The following is a 17,955-nucleotide window of genomic DNA, read 5'->3' on the forward strand; positions in this document are numbered from 1 at the left end:
TTGTAATAGTTATATGGCAAAAGAAAATTTAGAATGTTCGTTTTGTGGAAGGAAAAAACCGGAGACCAATCTTTTGATTGCAGGTTTGGATGCTCATATTTGTGATAGATGTATAGAACAAGCCCATGGCATAGTTGCCGAAGAATCTAGGCAAACTAAAACGAACGACCTTTCCTCTGAGTTGGTCCTAAAAAAACCACAGGAAATAAAATCTTTCTTAGATACCTTTATCATTGGGCAGGAGCGCACCAAAAAGGTAATGTCCGTAGCCGTATACAATCATTACAAAAGACTTTTACAACCGTCCTCCAAAGAAGATGATGTAGAAATACAGAAGAGTAATATTATTATGGTAGGGCAAACAGGCACCGGAAAAACCCTTATGGCCAAAACCGTTGCAAGAATGCTCAATGTACCCTTAGCCATAGTTGATGCCACCGTATTAACGGAAGCGGGTTATGTAGGCGAGGATGTTGAAAGTATTTTAACACGATTATTACAAGCTGCAGATTATAATTTAGAAAAAGCAGAGCGCGGTATCGTTTTTATTGATGAAATTGACAAGATTGCCAGAAAGAGTGACAATCCATCCATAACAAGAGATGTTTCGGGAGAAGGCGTACAACAAGGCCTTTTAAAATTATTGGAAGGCACCGTGGTCAATGTTCCGCCTAAAGGAGGTCGTAAACATCCGGATCAAAAATTCATAGAAGTTAACACAGAAAATATTCTGTTTATTGCAGGAGGGGCCTTCGATGGTATTGAACGCTCTATTGCCAAACGCTTAAACATGCAAGCCGTAGGCTACAATGCATCTAAGGTAGATGAGCAACTGGATGATTCCAATATGCTACAATATATTATACCAAAGGATTTAAAGGAATTTGGTTTAATACCGGAAATCATCGGGAGATTACCTGTCTTAACCCACATGAATCCCTTGGACGAAAAGACACTTAGAGCAATTCTTACTGAGCCTAAAAACGCAATCATCAAGCAATATGAAAAGCTTTTTGCTATGGATAACATTACGTTTACCATAACAGACCAAGCTTTGGAGTATATTGTCGCAAAAGCTATTGAGTATAAACTTGGGGCAAGAGGATTACGATCACTTTGTGAAGCAATTTTTACCGATGCTATGTTTGAGATGCCAACAAGCGGAGAAACAGAATTTAAGGTTACAAAACCTTATGCGGAACAAAAACTTTCTTACGAGACCGTTAAAAAGTTAAAAGCAGTATCCTAAGCTATACTGCCTTCTTTTCTTTAGGTATAATTTGAGTGACTTGCTGAAGTAAATCCAAACATACTTTACGAATAATCTTTTCGTCGGAATAAAGGGTATGTCCAAAATTTGGCATCACATCTATATTAATTCCTAACGTAGTTGCCCAATCGTCATTTGGTGCGTAAGTATCGTTCGCTCCGTATAACAACTTAAATGGCACACAAGGCTTCTCATTGTCTAGTCGTATGCGTGTAGCAGAAACACTGTAAAGCGATTTTACAGGCAATCCCATTTTGGCTGCATTCCATACGATAGTACCTCCTGTACTAAAAGCTAAATAATAACTTGGCGTTTGTTCTCTTTTCAACAAATGCGCAACAGCCGTATCGATACCACCTTCTACAAAAGCATTATGAATATTTTCCTCACTATTAACAGCCAGATCTAGATTTGCTAATTGCTGACTATCATAAAATGTGATATCAAAATATTGTTGTAAGTAGCCTAAATACGAAGTTATCCAGAGACCTTTTTTTGCCCCCCACATATCAGAAACAATTACTAGTCTTTCAGCCATAATAGTAGTTTAATTAAATATTAGTTTGGTAATTCGTTGACTAAATTCTCTCTTAAACGTCTAAAACTGTTATTTAATTGTTCATGTGAGGAAATTCCTCGATGTAGGTCAGTTTATCGGTTAAACCATTGATTTATTGGGTTCAAACGCAAACCCTTTTTTCAAAAGTAATGTTTTCCTACTTTTGAAAGCATTAGTAACTTCCTGACAGTCTTTAAATTTCAGAAGATTTAAAACTAGAATTGAATGACTATTTATAAACTAATTCTGATCAATACCCATCTAAGGAAATACTCCAGTTGGCCAACGCAGAAACGGTCACAGCTGTAACAACTGCAGTAATTCCGACTGGCAAGGCGATAGTTTTAGCTAGGGAAAATTTTCTTTTTTGGATTTGCTGTATATTCCCCTTAAAAACTGTGTGCTTTTCGCCGGGTTTTCTTTCCAAGACGATTAAACTATCATTTAAGGAATGTAATTTTCCTTTCTTTTTTTCATTATCGGTCTTCGTTATTCTAAAAATAGTGTTGAGATTAAACTCCTCTTTATCTAAATCTATATTTTTATAGCTAAAACAGCTATTAAGAAGTAAACAAAGGAGTGTGAAAATGATTATTTTTTTCATAATTACTTATTTTAAATGTATTAAAATTTTCTTCCAAGGGATACACCTCCCCAAATAGTTGGCTCTGAATCCCTTTGAATATTTTCTCCACTTACCCCAATGATGGGCGTAACATTAACTTTCCAAATCCACCTTTTTTTGCGACCGAAATTTCTTCGAAACCCAATAGCAGCGTAATGAACAAGAATTGATGGAGAAGACAGCTGCCAAGTTGTTCCTAGACCCATTTCTATAGCATTTTCATTTTTAATATCATAGAGGTATTGTACAGCAACTGGTAGGGTTAGAAAAATACTTGGCACACCAATATTCACTCCACAAATAACGCAGCCGGCCATTGACTCAGAACTGAGCTCATTTCTCTTAAACTCAAATACGCTGACTCCCATACCAGCTCGTATACCCAAGCCGGTAGACTTATTGTTCAACTGTCTTTCATAATTAATTGAAGAGACACCTCCCTGACCTCCAATTTCTAGGAAAACAGTATTCTTTTGGGCTATCAGATTTGAGATTATTGTAAAAAAGAAAATAACTGTTAACGCTCTCATGGGCCTAGACTTTAGTTTGTCCAAAACTAGGGCAACCTATAATCCGAACTGTCCGAAATTCTACAAACTAGAGAAATCTGGACAATAAAAGCATCTACGAAACGGCTTCTTTCCTATAGATAGTTGGTGTTAAACCTGTAAATTTTTTAAAAGAAGTATAAAAAGTAGATTTAGAATTAAAACCACATTCAAGACCAATGGCAACTATCGTATAGGTTTCGAAATTCTCGTTAGCCAATAATTTTTTAGCCTCAATAACTCTATAATTATTGATATAGTCAGAAAAATTTTGACCTGCGTAGGTATTCATTAATTTAGACAGGTTACTTGTACTCTTGCCCAACTCCTCTGCCAAGATTTCCAAACTCAAATAAGGGTCTAAATATTTTTGATTAGACAAAACATAATCGTCGACCTCGGAAAAGGCAACCTGACCTCTGCTGTTCCTATCCCTTAACCTTCCCTCCTTAGGCTTTTTACTTCTTATTTCCTTTCTTAATAGCACTCTATCTTTAAGAATTGTATATCTGAAAAAAGCTTGGTAACCTACCCAATATATCAAAACTGAAGAACCCAACCTTAGCGGGTAATAACTATAGGGTTTTGCGACCCATCCTGTAATGTTAAAGACGATGGATAGTATCCAAAGCAAGAATACTCCTCCACCAAGATAAAAGAACCATTTTAACCACTTTAAATCATCAAAAGCTAAAACAGGAGTTTCAATTGGTTTAAACCGAAACACAATATTGATGGATTTATAAAAAAGAAATAATGAAAAGGCCAATGTAATAGCGTCCTCGATATTATTATAAATACTCAAATAATGAGCTGGCCAAACCTTACTTACCACCATCACGTTCGCGACCGTTCTGGTCAACAATTCCAGAAAGAACAATCCGATAGATAGCCGTACTAATGAGAACCGTTCTTCTTCTATTTCTAAATAATACAATAAAAACGCATAGAACATAGGCACTATAAGAACGTACCACGGTAAAGTGAAATTTTGCCACTTAATACCTTCGAAGAGAAGATTTTCATCGATTAACCAAGATTGCAAATTATTTAAGGACAGAAATAATACGAATAAATTAAGATATAGAATTGGTTTTTCAATTTTTTTACGGGAGGCAAAGGTTGCTATATTGAACACAAAGCCCTGCACAGCACCTGCAATCATTAAAAAATTGAATATAGCAGTCATAAACAGCTAATTTTATGTTATTCTATATATCAATATTCATTTGAAGTAGTTCATCTATATAGTCCCTTTTATTCGATAATCTAGGTATTTTATGTTGACCACCAAGTTTATCATTAATCTTTAACCAATCATAGAAAAGGTTTTCTCTCGCTATATGCACTTTAGGCATACTTAAGGTAGTATTGTTGTAGCGTTTGGCCTCATAGTCAGAGTTCAAGGACTTCAGGGCATTATCCAAAAATTCTGTAAAATAACCCATATCTTTTGGAGCTTTTCTAAATTCAATTATCCATTCGTGACTACCTTTTTCCCTTCCCTCCATAAAAATAGGTCCGGCTGTATAATCTTTAATTTCAGCTTCTGCTTTTTTACAAACACTTTTAAGCGCTTCTTCCGCGTTCTCTATAATGAGCTCCTCCCCAAACACATTTATATGATGTTTTGTACGTCCGGTAACTCTAATACGATACGGATTTTTAGAGGTAAACCTTACCGTATCCCCAATTTTATAACGCCACAAGCCAGAATTCGTGGTAATTACAATGGCGTAATTAACGCCCACTTTAACATCCCAAAGCGGTATTTCTGACTGCTCAGAGGTATTGTACGTATCCATGGGAATGAACTCATAGAAAATACCATAATCCAACATTAATAATAAATCATCTGCATTGTTCCTGTCCTGAATGGCAAAAAATCCTTCAGATGCGTTGTAAATCTCATAATACTTAAACTGTCTTCGCGGAAGTAGTGATTTGTACTGTTCCTTATACGGACTAAAACTAACTCCGCCATGAAAGTAGACCTCCAAATTTTCCCAGACCTGAAATAGATTATCTTTTCCGGTTTCTTCTAACATACTGTTTAACAATACGAGCATCCATGATGGCACCCCAGCTAAACTAGTCACGTTTTCTGCTACACTTTCATTAATAATCGCCTTTAGCTTACTTTCCCAATCGCTCATCAGCGAAACCTTATTACTTGGCGTACTGCTAAATTCTGCCCAAAGTGGCATATTATCTATAAGAATGGCCGAAAGATCTCCAAAAAAAGAACCATTATCCTCATACAACTCCTTACTACCGCCTAACCGTAGACTCTTACCAGTAAATAACTGCGAGTTTTCATTGTTGTTCAAATAAAGACAGAGCAAGTCCTTACCCGATTTATAATGACAGTCCTCTAAAGCCTCCAGGCTTACGGGAATAAATTTACTTTTCGCATTTGTTGTACCGCTACTCTTAGCAAATAGCTTTACGGAAGTTGGCCAAAAAAGGTTCTGCTCACCCCTTCTAGTCCGCTCTATTATGGGCTCTATATCTTCATAAGAAACCAATGGAACACGTTCCTTGAAGGTTTCGTAATTGGTAATACTATTAAACCCATATCTAAGCCCAATCTCTGTACCCTCCGCTATTTCTAAAAGCTGCACCAATACTTCTTGCTGTACCTCTTCAGGGTATTTTAAGAAGAGTTCTATTTGATGATACCGCTTTTTAAGCAACCAAGAAGCAATAGAATTAAATAGTGGAATCGGCATTTTTAGGTATCTTTGTACGCCTAAAATAGGTTATATCCCTATCATTTTCAAATTGAACAGTCCTAAAGATATTCCCCATGCAGTACCAAGGTGTTTTACGAAAAATGCAAACAGAAATTGGCACACCCATTCAGTATTATTTAATTTTTGAATCGGATTTTCTGAATATGAATCAGGTTCTGAACAAGGAGGTAAAAATTAATTTCATAAAACATCAATGCATTAACTGCGGTAATGACAGGCCTATTTTTAGACAGGGTTTCTGTAAATCTTGTTTTTTTGAAATACCCTCTGCAGGAGATTGGATAATGCGTCCAGAGTTGAGTACCGCCCATTTAGATAAAGAGGATAGGGATTTGGATTATGAAAAGAAAGTACAGCTACAGCCCCATATTGTATACCTAGCAAATTCTAGTAATGTAAAAGTAGGTGTAACCCGAAAAACACAAGTTCCTACCAGGTGGATAGATCAGGGAGCGCATGAAGCTATTGAAATTGTGGAGGTTCCGAACCGTTATTTAGCAGGTATCACCGAGGTAGCTTTAAAAGAACATGTAGGCGATAAGACGAACTGGCGAAAAATGCTGACGAACACTGTAGTTGATGAAAATTTAATTGAGTGGCGCAACAAATTGAAACAGTATATACCAGAGGAAGCAGCAGCTTATTTTATAACAAATAATAGTGAAACGCATCTGGACTTTCCCGTTCTGAACTATCCAGAAAAAGTAAAGAGTCTTAATTTGGACAAAACCCCAAATTTTACTGGTGTTTTAAAAGGTATAAAAGGACAATATCTCATCTTTGAAGATAGTACCGTATTTAACGTTCGTAGTAATGAGGGCTATTATGTTGGCATAACCGTTAATTAACGGAATCCTTTTTTGCTTCGGTTTTTTTCTTTTTACCGAACAAACCTCCTAAAATATCTTTCGCAGCATCTTTAACCACATCTTCTTTCTTTGTAGGAAGGGTGTCCGTCTTGACTTTCGTAGAATCTGTTTTTTTATCACCTCCAAAAATAGCGCCCAACACCTCTTTAGCACCGTCTGTAGCAGGGTCTTGTTTCTCTAGAGAATCTGTATTAGAACTGTTTCGAGATAAAATTCCTCCTATTAAATCTTTAGCCTTATCCTTTCCTTTATTTACTAATTTCTGCTTTTCAATTTCTATTAATTGATTGGTAAGGTTCTTGACGCCAGAAGTAAAATCCGTACTTACTTGCGGACTATTATAGACCCCGCCGATATTTGCTGTTACCGGAATGGTTAAATTCTTTAAGGAAGCATCGTCAATTCTAGCTATTAAATTGTTAATATCCTTTCCTAAATATTTAGCTGGCACTTCTAAAGTGGCTTTATAGTTCATTTTGCGATCAAACGTATGATTGCCATCAACATTTATTGCAATATCCTTATAGTTTACTGTAAATGGTTTTACGGAGACGAGACCATCCTTAAAAGAGAGCTTTGTTTTAAGCTCTTTAAGGTTTAACTGCTCTATATCTATAAAATCGAGTTTACTACCTAATGCCGTTAGAATTGGTGCCTTCTCGGCATTAATCTCCCTAGTAAGTATATTGGCTAGAATATTACCGCTCAAAGACAATAGATCTGGCGTAAAATCATCCGTTAGATTACCAGATAATGCAATGTCCGAACTAAAATTACCCTTTAAAACCTCAGCTACCGGAGCCAGCGCCTTGAACAATTCCAAAGCTTGAAAAGTCTCTCCTATTTTAAGCTGTTCCATTCCCAATTTCATCATAAAGGTGGGTACATCATTTTTAGTAGAAACCTCACCGTTAAAGGCAACTTTCCCATCAAATAGAGAAGACGTCATTTCGCTCAATATAGCCTTTTCATCCCTAATCCTTAAGTTCCCTTTGACATCTTTAAGAGTTAAATTATCGTAGATTACCGTGTTCGCAGCAGCATTAAAATTTGCATTTAAGAAAGATGGTATTTTAATTTTTTCAGCTATTTGGGAGTTCGCAACCTTCTCATTAGACTCTTCTTCCTCGATGACCATAAAATCATTGAGATTAAAAATATTGGATTTTAAGTTGAAGTTTCCTTCAATATTTTCATCGTTGAAAAGGTATCCCAAAAAATTATCCATAGTACCGGATATCTTAAAATCCGTTTCTCCCGAAAAGCCTACTAGTTCGTTTAAACTAACCGTGTTTGGATTAAAAGTTACTGCGGTTGATTTTAAATTTACAGCATTGGGCATCTCTTCAGATTTATACTCAAAATCTTTAAGGCTCATAGTACCTTTAGTATTTGTATTCCCGTACTGCTTTTTCTCTATAGTCACCATATCAAAGGCAGTAGTTATATCTGCATTTAAAAGTCCCTTTAAACTTAAACCCTCTGGCATGGGATATGCTTTCTCTAGATTGGCCAAATTCATCTTTCCATCTATATGGGCATTTACTTTGGTATTGCCCATGAGTTCTACTATTTTAGAAGTAAGGTTGAATTTGTCTTGATCTATATTAAAAGAAGCCTTATTAATGTCCACAAAAGTATCTTCTATTTTCCCAGTAGTATTCTTTATCGCAATATCCAAGTATATATTACTTACTGTTTTGGGTAGGTCTGGGTACTTAAAGGATGCATTCTCCGAATTGATGTTGACATTGAACTTTGGAATATGCGTTTCATCTACCGTACCGGTAAAATCACCAGCAACAACAAAATTTCCCGTAGTCTTAACATTAGAAATATTCTGGGAATAGGTTTCCGGTATTACGGCCAAAAAGTTCTTAAAATCCGAAGATGGTGTTTTAAAGCTAATGGCAACGTCTTGGCTTTCATCTTCATTCAACTTAACGAAACCATCAAATACAAGTGGCAGCTGATTGACTAAAGCTTCATTCTTTAAAAACGAATATTTATTTTCATTTAAATCGATACCAATTAAAGCATCTAACTGTATTTTATTCTTATTCAAATAATTAGTACTGTCCATTTCAAAAGAAACCAAAGCGTCTGTATGGGTATCCAACTCTGAGGTGGTCAGTGATAAATCTCCTGTTCCTTTATGGTTCATCGATAAAATTTCTAAATGTAGCCCCGTTGAGAAATCGTCGTACAGCACGGTAGCATTCTGAATCTCATAAGATTTCATATTAAAGGTAAAACCCTCAGAAGTAGTATTTTCTTGGTCGGAGTCAGTCGCCACTTCCTTTGTAATATCATAATTAGCATTTTCATCTGCATCAACCTGAATATGTAATAAAGCCTCCTCCAAGGCTAAACTTTGGATAGAAATCGGATCATCTCCACCATTAAAAAGTTGCATGACACCCATTTTTAAGGAAACACCTCTAGCAGCAAAAAGCGTATCTCCCTTAAAAGGCGCTTCGTTAATTAAACTAACATTGCTTAGAGAAACCTCAGCATTGGGAAAACTACTAAGAAGACTAAGATCTGCATCCGAAAAATCTAGCGTAGCATTAACGTTCTGATTTACATTATTTTTAATGATAGCCCCTATCTTACCTTCCAAAAAAAATGGAATTGCAATCAATAGTGCAATTATGAGTAATACCAGAATACCAAAAACTCTAAAAATCTTCTTTTTCATCTTAGTTGTACGATTTTTCTTAAGAACTATTATTTACGTTTAATATTATACGTCTAGGTCTATTTCTTGACCAACGGACAATTTAAAGCGTTTTCTTAGTATATATACGAACAAATAAAGGAAAGGGGTGTCTATAAATGCTATAATAATCTTAAAAATAAAACCACTGATTGCAAGACCCGTGAATTTATCCCAAGGAATTTCGCCAAAAGCACATAACAAAAGTACTACCGTAAAAGTGTCTATTAATTGAGATGAAAAGGTAGAAAAGTTGTTTCGCAGCCATAAATACTTGCCTCTGGTAAGATTCTTCCAAAAATGATATATTTGAATGTCTACAAACTGTGCCAACAGATAAGCCATCATAGAAGCGAAAACGGCAACGATGGTATTCCCAAAAACGGACGTAAATAAGGCATCATTTACAGGAGACCATGCGGTTGCCGGAACCACGTTTGCAGTATAAACGATTGCCAATGAAAAGAAGGATGCAAAAATACCGGCCACCACGATTTGGTTCGCCTTTTTTCTTCCAAAGATTTCAGAAATTAAGTCTGTAATTAAAAAGGTAATCGGATACGGTAATATCCCTACCGAAATTTCAAATAAAGGAGCTCCGAAAATAGTGATATCCCCGAAAGGATTCCAGTAAAAAAACTTCTGGAATATAAGATTGGAGACCACTAAAGAAGTAATAAAAAGAGCTCCTAAGTATAAATATATACTGCGGGCAAGCACCTTATCTTTCTGCACCATTATCTACTTTATATTCAAGGTAAATGGCATTCTTGCCTGCACACCTTTCTGTTCTGTTATAGATTTTACATTTTTTAAGATAGTGTAGAACTCATTCCCTATTTCTTCTTTAAACATACGCTCCTTAGTTTTTGCACTAGCGCCTCCTAGGTCTTCCATAAATCTTTCAAAACCTGATTTATATTTGGGGAATTTTTTAATTCCGTAAGAAGATAATTCTACCATATTCGCCGCAGCCTCTATAGCATCTTCCAGCGTTCCCAACTCATCTACCAAGCCTAGTCCTTTAGCATCGATACCACTCCATACCCTTCCTTGGGCCAGGCTATCCGCCTGTGCAACGGTAATATTACGCCCTTGTGCAACACGCTCTAGAAAAGTTTCATAAGTATCCTCAATACCTTCCTGCACCTGATTTCTAAAAGTAGCTGTCATAGGTTCAAAGAGAGAGTAATCCACGGAGTTTTTGTTAGTACCTACCTGCTCCGCATTTATGCCTATATCCTCGGCAAATTCACTAACATTTGGAACAGTGCCAAAAACACCGATAGAACCGGTTATCGTGGTGGGTTCTGCAAAAATCTTGTCAGCACCGGCCGCAATATAATACCCTCCTGAGGCCGCTACATTACCCATGGAAACCACAACGGGTTTTATCGCCTTTGTCAGTTCTACCTCTCTCCAAATAATATCAGAGGTTAGGGCACTACCTCCTGGCGAATTTACTCTTAAGACAATGGCCTTTACTTTATCATCTTCACGAGCCTTAATAAGCGCTTTGTTAATAATTCCTTGTCCTATAATATCGGGACCTCCTTCGCCATAGAAAATTTCTCCTTGTGCAAAGATTACTGCAATTTTATCCTTCCCGGATTTCAATACTTTTTTATTCGCATACTTTGTATAATCCTCTAGGCCTATATAATCAATATCCGAACTTTCTACCGAAAGAGCATTTGCGAGTTTACTTTCATATTCGTCGTAAAAAATAACATCGTCCAGTAGTCCCGACTGTTTTGCGTACTTAGGCGTTCTACCGCCCAAAGTATCGGCAATACCATTTAAGTCCCGCTCAGAAATATTTCTATCGCCAGAGATGTCGGCCACCATTGAATTCCAAAGGGATTGAATCAATTCTTTGATTTGTTCCCGATTGGCATCACTCATCTCATTTTCCAAATAGGGTTCCACAGCACTTTTATATTTACCATGTCGTATAACCTCCATCTTAATACCGGTCTTTTCCTGTAAATCCTTGAAAAATAACACTTCTGATGACAATCCTTTAAAATCTAAAACCCCTACCGGGTTAATGAATACGGAATCTGAAACACTTGCCAGGTAGTAATCTTTCTGTGTATAAAAATCCCCGTAAGAATAGATAAACTTCCCCCTTTCCTTAAATTCCATAAGGGCTTTACGCAAAGTTTGTGTTTGGGCCAAACCAGCGATAATGAAATTGTTGTTGATACTTATACCCTTAATACGTTCATCATCCTTAGCAACTGTTATGGCATGAAGAATTTCGTCTAACCCTTGAGACTCCTCGAATAATCCAGAAAAGGGATTTACTTCACTAGTACCCGTATAGTCGGCAATGGGCCGTTGCAATTGTATTTCTAAAATTGAATTATTCTTTACGGTTACTGCGTTCTCATCATTTCCCAAAAGACTGACCAATACAAAGAACATAATGAAAATAATACCAATGGCAACCATACACCCTAGGATAGCCGCCAAGAAATTTCTTAAAAAATTCATGTAATTACGATTATTATTACGTTTCAAAGATAACCAAAGTGAAATTGTTTTGTTTATTTTGCCCTTATATTATGGATAAAACACAAACGGCATATATAGCTATTGGAAGCAATCTAGGAGCAAAAAAATTGAACCTACAAAAGGCTATTTTTCTTATCTCCAATACTTTGGGGCAGGTGGGGAAAATATCTCCAATTTACACATCGCCCTCCTGGGGTTTTGAAGCTAACGATTTTTTAAATGCATGCTTTGTCCTAGAAACCTCACTCTCTCCAGATGACTTGCTCAAAGCACTAATGCATATTGAAACATCGTTAGGCAGAGAAAGAACTAAAAACCCAACCTATCAAAGTAGAGTTATTGATCTTGATATCATTTATTATGGTGACCTCATCATTGAAAAGGAACAATTAAAAATTCCTCACCCAAGAATGGCGGAACGTAAGTTTGTTTTACGACCGCTAAGCGATATTGCACCGCAATTCTATCATCCCGTTTTAAAGAAAGACAGTAGAAACCTCTTGCAACAGTGTAAGGATAAAAGTGAATTAACTAAAACGAGCGGCAAGCTCCATACCAGCAGAGCTTCCTTATTTTCCAGTCTTCAGTTTATTGCCATTGAAGGAAATATAGGCGCAGGAAAAACCAGCCTTGCCACTAAGATATCAAATGACTTTAATGCTAAACTTATTTTAGAACGTTTTGCGGAAAATCCTTTCCTACCAAATTTTTACGAAGATAAGGCCCGTTATGCCTTTCCTTTAGAAATGTCCTTTTTGGCAGATAGGTATCAGCAATTTACGGATGACACAAGTCAGTTCGACCTTTTCAAGAACTTTATGATCAGTGATTATGATATTTTCAAATCATTGATTTTCGCCAAGGTAACGCTCCAAAAAGAAGAGTACGCATTATATCGTAAGATTTTCAATTTCATGTACAAGGAAGTTAAAAAGCCAAAAATATATGTTTATCTGTATCAGAACACCACTCGTCTTCTAGAGCAGATAAAAAAAAGAGGAAGGGACTATGAGCAAAGTATTGATGCCGTTTATCTTGATCATATTAATCGAGGCTACCTAGATTTTTTAAAGACCTATCCTAAAGAAAATCAGCTAATTATAGACGTATCGCAATTGGATTTTGTAAACAATAAAGAAGACTATGAAACTGTTCTAAACAGCATTCAAGATTTTGCCCTACAGCAAAATTATTAACACAATTTTGGCAATTTCCTTGCGTAAAAGAAATGTATTCACTTTCTTGTAATGCTCTAAGGAGAAACTAACTAACTCAAACTATACTAAAACCCAACTTCGGTTGGGTTTTTTATTTGTTCATTTTTGACCAAAAATCCCAAATCACCAACCCCACGCTTACGGAGATGTTTAAAGAGTGTTTGGTTCCAAACTGGGGTATTTCTATGGTAATATCAGAACGGTTTACAACATCTTGCTGCACTCCTTTTACCTCATTACCAAAAACCAAAACGTATGTGCTATTACTTTCCGGATTAAAATTATTCAACATCTTCGAACCCTCTGTTTGCTCAATTGAACCTATGATTTTACCCTCAGCTTTCAATTTTGTTATAAGCTCTACGGTACTTTCCGCATATTCCCAAACAACACTTTCCGTAGCTCCTAAGGCTGTTTTACGAATATCTTTATGAGGAGGTGTTGCAGTAATGCCGCAGAGGTATATTTTTTCAACTAAAAACGCATCAGCTGTCCTAAAAACGGACCCAATATTATTTAGGCTCCTAATATTGTCCAAAACAATAATCACAGGAAGTTTCTTGGCTTTTTTGAAATCGGTTACCGCTAACCTTTCAAGTTCATCGTTTCTTAACTTTCTCATTAGAATACTTTTCAACTATCAACCTTAAATATCAACAAAAATTTAAATCGCATTGAGAATGGCATATATTCGTTACCATTGAACAAAAATAGGTAGATAAAAGCAGTGGCAGATAAAGGAAAGGTAAAAAAGGTAACCCCTTTGATGAAGCAGTACAATACCATCAAGACAAAACATCCTGATGCACTACTGCTATTTAGAGTGGGTGATTTTTATGAAACATTTGGAGAAGACGCGGTAAAAGCTTCCAAAATACTGGGAATTATACTTACCCACAGAAATAATGGTGGGGATAGAACGGAGTTGGCAGGCTTCCCACATCATTCTATCAACACCTATTTGCCCAAACTGGTAAAAGCTGGTCAGCGCGTTGCCATATGCGACCAACTAGAAGATCCCAAACAAACCAAAACCATTGTTAAACGTGGTGTCACGGAATTAGTGACTCCTGGCGTAGCTTTAAACGACGATATTTTAACCGCAAATAGCAACAATTTTCTATGCGCCGTTCATTTTGGTCGAAAAAAATTGGGCCTTGCCCTTGTTGATATTTCTACGGGTGAATTTTTAACCGCAGAAGGTAACGAAGAGCAGATTGATAAGTTATTGCAAAATTTTGCTCCTAACGAAGTACTCATTTCAAAAAAACACAGAAAAGAGTTCGCCGAAATCTTTGGCGCACAATTTCATACATTTTACTTGGAAGATTGGATTTTTCAAGATGATTATGCGCTGGAAAACCTAACCAATCATTTTAATACCAAAACCCTTAAAGGCTTTGGTGTTGACCACCTAGCTCACGGCATTGTTGCTTCTGGAGTTATATTACACTATTTATCAGAAACACAGCATAGACAATTACAACACATAAATAGGTTACAGCGTATTGCAGAGGATGATTATATTTGGATGGATAGGTTTACCATTAAAAATCTTGAACTCTATCATTCTACCAATGAAAATGCGGTTACGTTAATAGACATTATTGATAAGACCATTTCACCTATGGGAGGCCGTATGATGAAAAGGTGGCTAGCACTTCCGCTCAAAAATATCCAAAAAATTAAGCATAGACATGAAGTTGTAAGTCATTTAATGGCACAAGAGATGCTTTTGGACAAATTACAAGCCAACATCAAATTAATGGGAGATTTGGAGCGACTTATCTCCAAAATAGCGACCGGGAAGGTAAATCCGAAGGAAGTAGTTCAGTTAAAAAATTCTATGGAGGCCATCGTCCCCATTAAACAAATTGCTTCCAACGCTAAAAATGAAGCTTTGGCACTTATAGGAGACCAATTACAATCCTGTGATTTACTACGTTCCAAAATAAAGGAGATGTTAAGCGAGGAAGCTCCCGTGAATATTCTCAAAGGCAAGGTTATAGCAAAAGGCTTCTCAAACGAGTTGGACGAGCTTAGAGGTTTGGCCACCTCAGGTAAAGATTATCTTAATAAAATGTTGGAAAGGGAGACCCTAGCTACAGGAATTACTTCCTTGAAGATAGCGTCTAATAATGTTTTTGGCTACTATATTGAGGTCAGAAACACCCACAGAGATAAGGTACCCGAAACTTGGATACGAAAACAAACCTTGGTTAATGCCGAACGCTATATTACAGAAGAGTTAAAGGAGTATGAAGCAAAAATATTAGGCGCTGAAGACCGTATCTCAACGTTAGAACAACAACTCTTCTCCCAACTAATCGTGTGGATGCAGGAATACATTTCCCCAGTTCAAAATAATGCGCAATTAATAGCGCAACTGGACTGTCTTTGTAGTTTTACCCAATTAGCCAAAGAAAACGATTATACACTTCCGGAAATAAACGATACTACTGCGCTAGAAATTAAAAATGGAAGGCACCCGGTTATAGAGAAACAATTGCCCTTAGGGGAAATTTATATCGCTAACGATGTCTCCCTAAACAGGGACAAGCAACAAATTATTATGATAACGGGGCCCAATATGAGTGGTAAATCTGCCATACTGCGTCAAACCGCTTTAATTGTGCTTTTAGCGCAAATGGGAAGTTTTGTACCTGCGGAATCCGCCAAAATTGGTTATGTAGATAAGATTTTTACACGTGTGGGCGCCAGTGATAATATTTCTATGGGAGAATCTACCTTTATGGTAGAAATGAACGAAACGGCTTCTATTCTAAATAATCTGTCAGAACGAAGTTTAATACTTCTGGATGAGATTGGAAGAGGAACAAGCACCTACGATGGTATTTCCATAGCTTGGGCCATTTCTGAATACTTACATGAGCACCCAACACGGGGCAAAACCTTGTTCGCCACACATTATCACGAACTCAATGAAATGACAGGCTCTTTTGAACGTATTAAAAATTACAATGTATCCGTTAAAGAGTTAAAGGACAATGTATTATTTCTACGAAAATTAACCCCTGGGGGAAGTGAGCATAGTTTCGGTATCCACGTCGCTAAAATGGCAGGAATGCCGCAACAAGTTATTCTCAAGGCCAATAAAATTTTAAAAAAACTAGAAAAATCACATTCCAACGAGGAGTTAACAGAAAAATTACAAGTAGCGCAAGATGAAATGCAATTGAGCTTCTTTAATCTGGACGACCCGCTTTTAGAAGAAATCAAGGAAGAAATTTTACATTTAGATATCAACACGCTCACCCCTGTTGAAGCTTTAATGAAACTTAATGAAATAAAGCGTTTACTCACAAAGAACAAGAAGGCAACGAGTTAAGTTTTCTTTTGAAGCGTTTCCTTTTTCAAAAGCAGGATTATCATCATTTTTAAAAGAAATTCCTTTGCAATTTATAGAAATGTATTAAATTTGCTCCCGCATTCATTACGAATGATGTTCTTTTAAATACGAGTACCAAACGCGAAAGTAGCTCAGGGGTAGAGCATCACCTTGCCAAGGTGGAGGTCGAGGGTTCGAATCCCTTTTTTCGCTCTAAAAAACGCTGCATGTCAGCGTTTTTTTTGTCCATGCCTTTAGGCAATAGGAGACACGCCTTAGGGCGGTCAGGCTCGAGTGGTGGAATTGGTAGACACGTTGGACTTAAAATCCAATGGACATTAGTCCGTATGGGTTCAAGTCCCATCTCGAGTACAAATAAAAAGCCAAGGTTTTACAACCTTGGCTTTTTTTGTTTAAGCACAACAATTCTAAAATTTTGATTTGTTGCGTTAAGTTATTGTATTCGTTGAAGTAAAACTAAGCATCCTTAATTACCCGAGCATCATAATCAAATAGCATTATTCCTAATACTGAGGCACAGGTTATTAAAAATATTATTTTTCTTGTGTTATTTAATTACGGCTATCTATTTCAATGAATGCTTCTGATTTCCAGCTCATTTCATCTTCTCCCAGATGTGGGTTATTGTAAAAAATTTCAATGAGTGCTGGTTTTATTTTAATATCGTTTTCCTCGGCATATTGGTGAGCGCCAAACCACGCTCTATCTGAAATACTATAGTTACCGTTAAAAGTTACTTTTACTGAAGATTTTCCTTGAATTTGTTTGTACTTAATTTCTTCATGCACCGGCAAACTATCTGTTTTGATTATGGGAAAACAAAAGTTAAATTCTAAATCTGTAGAGTTAACATTCCATGTTGTTACTTCTAAAAAAGGATGCGACTGTAATTTGATATTATGCGCTATTAAAAAAGTATTGATGTAAGCGCTGTTCGAAATCATCTTACCAGCTTTATCCTTTTGGTTCGCTTTTATAGGAACGTATGCAACGTAAGTTTCTGGGCTTCTACTAACACCATCAACATGTACCTTAAACTCCTCTAAATGCTTTACTAAACCAGTATTAAAATCTGTTATTTCTTTATTGATTACTTTTTGCAATTCAGATGTACCAAATACTTTTTTAATCCTCTCGATTACGGCATTGGTTTTATTTTTGATATTCAAATTAATTACAGCAGCTGAATCATTTTTGGTTTCTATTGTCCATTTTAATTCTAAATCATGGTTAGGTAATTCTAATGATTGATCAATAGTTTTAAAAGGTTCTTTATTGGTTATAAAGCTTGAAATACCTCGCTTTTTCTCTAGTGTTTCACTCCAATTTAAAACACTTTGAAAACATGTGCCTTTAGATGTATTAGCGTTAATTATAATCTGATAATCATAAGGTTTTAACACTAAATACCAAGCAGCTAAAAGAAGCGCTGCGAAACTGGCATAGGTAATAATTTTAGGTTTCATTTTAATTTTAATTTTTTAAGTTGCCTCGTCATAAAG

At 36.4% G+C, this 17,955-nt stretch carries 14 protein-coding genes and 2 tRNA genes; 6 read left to right on the top strand and 10 right to left on the bottom strand.

What is annotated here, in order from left to right:
- Window positions 1-13: 13 nt before the first annotated feature.
- Window positions 14-1,249: an ATP-dependent Clp protease ATP-binding subunit ClpX gene (gene clpX / locus SJY09_RS09860; RefSeq protein ID WP_396635552.1), complete on the top strand. Its 1,236-nt coding sequence runs from the start codon at window positions 14-16 to the stop codon at window positions 1,247-1,249.
- Window position 1,250: 1 nt separating this feature from the next.
- Here the strand turns inward: clpX and SJY09_RS09865 are convergent, their stop codons facing one another.
- The 5 genes from SJY09_RS09865 to SJY09_RS09885 form a co-directional block, all read right to left on the bottom strand.
- Window positions 1,251-1,808: a hypothetical protein gene (locus SJY09_RS09865; RefSeq protein ID WP_396635553.1), complete on the bottom strand. Its 558-nt coding sequence runs from the start codon at window positions 1,806-1,808 to the stop codon at window positions 1,251-1,253.
- Between the two features lie 271 nt (window positions 1,809-2,079).
- On the bottom strand, window positions 2,080-2,433 hold the full coding sequence (locus SJY09_RS09870; protein ID WP_396635554.1) for a hypothetical protein: 354 nt from the start codon (window positions 2,431-2,433) through the stop codon (window positions 2,080-2,082).
- A gap of 20 nt (window positions 2,434-2,453) precedes the next feature.
- A complete protein-coding gene (locus SJY09_RS09875; protein WP_396635555.1) occupies window positions 2,454-2,984 on the bottom strand; it encodes a hypothetical protein in 531 nt (176 codons plus the stop codon).
- Between the two features lie 94 nt (window positions 2,985-3,078).
- The gene (locus tag SJY09_RS09880; RefSeq protein ID WP_396635556.1) at window positions 3,079-4,191 is read right to left on the bottom strand and encodes a helix-turn-helix domain-containing protein; all 1,113 of its coding nucleotides are present in this window, start codon (window positions 4,189-4,191) and stop codon (window positions 3,079-3,081) included.
- A gap of 22 nt (window positions 4,192-4,213) precedes the next feature.
- Window positions 4,214-5,734, bottom strand: a complete 1,521-nt coding sequence (locus SJY09_RS09885; RefSeq protein WP_396635557.1) for a GH3 auxin-responsive promoter family protein — start codon at window positions 5,732-5,734, stop codon at window positions 4,214-4,216.
- A 77-nt stretch (window positions 5,735-5,811) separates the two neighbouring features.
- Between SJY09_RS09885 and SJY09_RS09890 the strand changes: the two genes are divergently transcribed.
- Window positions 5,812-6,606: a DUF2797 domain-containing protein gene (locus SJY09_RS09890; protein ID WP_396635558.1), complete on the top strand. Its 795-nt coding sequence runs from the start codon at window positions 5,812-5,814 to the stop codon at window positions 6,604-6,606.
- Here the strand turns inward: SJY09_RS09890 and SJY09_RS09895 are convergent.
- Genes SJY09_RS09895 through sppA form a run of 3 tightly spaced genes read right to left on the bottom strand, consistent with a single transcriptional unit; the run spans window position 6,599 to window position 11,845 of the window.
- Window positions 6,599-9,328 carry an AsmA-like C-terminal region-containing protein gene (locus SJY09_RS09895; RefSeq protein WP_396635559.1) on the bottom strand — a complete coding sequence of 910 codons (2,730 nt, stop codon included), beginning with the start codon at window positions 9,326-9,328 and terminating at the stop codon, window positions 6,599-6,601. The two genes, SJY09_RS09890 and SJY09_RS09895, sit on opposite strands and share 8 nt — an antisense overlap.
- A 45-nt stretch (window positions 9,329-9,373) precedes the next feature.
- Window positions 9,374-10,084, bottom strand: coding sequence for a queuosine precursor transporter (locus SJY09_RS09900; RefSeq protein WP_396635560.1), 711 nt, complete (start codon window positions 10,082-10,084; stop codon window positions 9,374-9,376).
- Between the two features lie 3 nt (window positions 10,085-10,087).
- Complete coding sequence (gene sppA, locus SJY09_RS09905; protein WP_396635561.1) at window positions 10,088-11,845, bottom strand: signal peptide peptidase SppA; 1,758 nt, start codon at window positions 11,843-11,845, stop codon at window positions 10,088-10,090.
- A 71-nt stretch (window positions 11,846-11,916) separates the two neighbouring features.
- Here sppA and folK point away from each other — a divergent pair, with 71 nt between their 5' ends.
- Window positions 11,917-13,062, top strand: a complete 1,146-nt coding sequence (gene folK, locus SJY09_RS09910; RefSeq protein WP_396635562.1) for a 2-amino-4-hydroxy-6-hydroxymethyldihydropteridine diphosphokinase — start codon at window positions 11,917-11,919, stop codon at window positions 13,060-13,062.
- Window positions 13,063-13,174: 112 nt separating this feature from the next.
- On the opposite strand, the gene SJY09_RS09915 is transcribed toward folK, so the two are convergent.
- Window positions 13,175-13,705: a TrmH family RNA methyltransferase gene (locus SJY09_RS09915; RefSeq protein ID WP_396635563.1), complete on the bottom strand. Its 531-nt coding sequence runs from the start codon at window positions 13,703-13,705 to the stop codon at window positions 13,175-13,177.
- Window positions 13,706-13,849: 144 nt separating this feature from the next.
- On the opposite strand from SJY09_RS09915, the gene mutS reads away from it, so the two are divergent.
- From mutS to SJY09_RS09930, 3 genes are all read left to right on the top strand, one after another.
- Window positions 13,850-16,432 (top strand): DNA mismatch repair protein MutS, encoded by a 2,583-nt coding sequence (mutS, locus tag SJY09_RS09920; RefSeq protein WP_396638620.1) that lies wholly within the window; start codon window positions 13,850-13,852, stop codon window positions 16,430-16,432.
- A gap of 141 nt (window positions 16,433-16,573) precedes the next feature.
- A tRNA-Gly gene (locus SJY09_RS09925) sits at window positions 16,574-16,645 on the top strand.
- 75 nt (window positions 16,646-16,720) lie between these two features.
- Window positions 16,721-16,804: transfer RNA gene (locus SJY09_RS09930), tRNA-Leu, on the top strand.
- A 200-nt stretch (window positions 16,805-17,004) separates the two neighbouring features.
- Here SJY09_RS09930 and SJY09_RS09935 read toward each other — a convergent pair.
- Entirely contained in the window at window positions 17,005-17,919 is a 915-nt protein-coding gene (locus tag SJY09_RS09935; protein WP_396635564.1) for a hypothetical protein, read from the bottom strand.
- Window positions 17,920-17,955 lie beyond the last annotated feature (36 nt).

It is taken from the genome of Maribacter sp. R77961 (assembly GCF_044594925.1).
In the GTDB taxonomy this organism is placed as follows: Bacteria; Bacteroidota; Bacteroidia; order Flavobacteriales; family Flavobacteriaceae; genus Maribacter.

What these genes read in the sequence shown, in the direction of transcription:
- SJY09_RS09915 (WP_396635563.1), bottom strand. Translation starts at nt 13,705, where the DNA reads ATGAGAAAGTTAAGAAACGATGAACTTGAAAGGTTAGCGGTAACCGAT.
- SJY09_RS09875 (WP_396635555.1), bottom strand. Translation starts at nt 2,984, where the DNA reads ATGAGAGCGTTAACAGTTATTTTCTTTTTTACAATAATCTCAAATCTG.
- SJY09_RS09885 (WP_396635557.1), bottom strand. Translation starts at nt 5,734, where the DNA reads ATGCCGATTCCACTATTTAATTCTATTGCTTCTTGGTTGCTTAAAAAG.
- SJY09_RS09880 (WP_396635556.1), bottom strand. Translation starts at nt 4,191, where the DNA reads ATGACTGCTATATTCAATTTTTTAATGATTGCAGGTGCTGTGCAGGGC.
- SJY09_RS09935 (WP_396635564.1), bottom strand. Translation starts at nt 17,919, where the DNA reads ATGAAACCTAAAATTATTACCTATGCCAGTTTCGCAGCGCTTCTTTTA.
- sppA (WP_396635561.1), bottom strand. Translation starts at nt 11,845, where the DNA reads ATGAATTTTTTAAGAAATTTCTTGGCGGCTATCCTAGGGTGTATGGTT.
- SJY09_RS09895 (WP_396635559.1), bottom strand. Translation starts at nt 9,328, where the DNA reads ATGAAAAAGAAGATTTTTAGAGTTTTTGGTATTCTGGTATTACTCATA.
- mutS (WP_396638620.1), top strand. Translation starts at nt 13,850, where the DNA reads ATGAAGCAGTACAATACCATCAAGACAAAACATCCTGATGCACTACTG.
- SJY09_RS09890 (WP_396635558.1), top strand. Translation starts at nt 5,812, where the DNA reads ATGCAGTACCAAGGTGTTTTACGAAAAATGCAAACAGAAATTGGCACA.
- SJY09_RS09900 (WP_396635560.1), bottom strand. Translation starts at nt 10,084, where the DNA reads ATGGTGCAGAAAGATAAGGTGCTTGCCCGCAGTATATATTTATACTTA.
- folK (WP_396635562.1), top strand. Translation starts at nt 11,917, where the DNA reads ATGGATAAAACACAAACGGCATATATAGCTATTGGAAGCAATCTAGGA.
- SJY09_RS09865 (WP_396635553.1), bottom strand. Translation starts at nt 1,808, where the DNA reads ATGGCTGAAAGACTAGTAATTGTTTCTGATATGTGGGGGGCAAAAAAA.
- SJY09_RS09870 (WP_396635554.1), bottom strand. Translation starts at nt 2,433, where the DNA reads ATGAAAAAAATAATCATTTTCACACTCCTTTGTTTACTTCTTAATAGC.
- clpX (WP_396635552.1), top strand. Translation starts at nt 14, where the DNA reads ATGGCAAAAGAAAATTTAGAATGTTCGTTTTGTGGAAGGAAAAAACCG.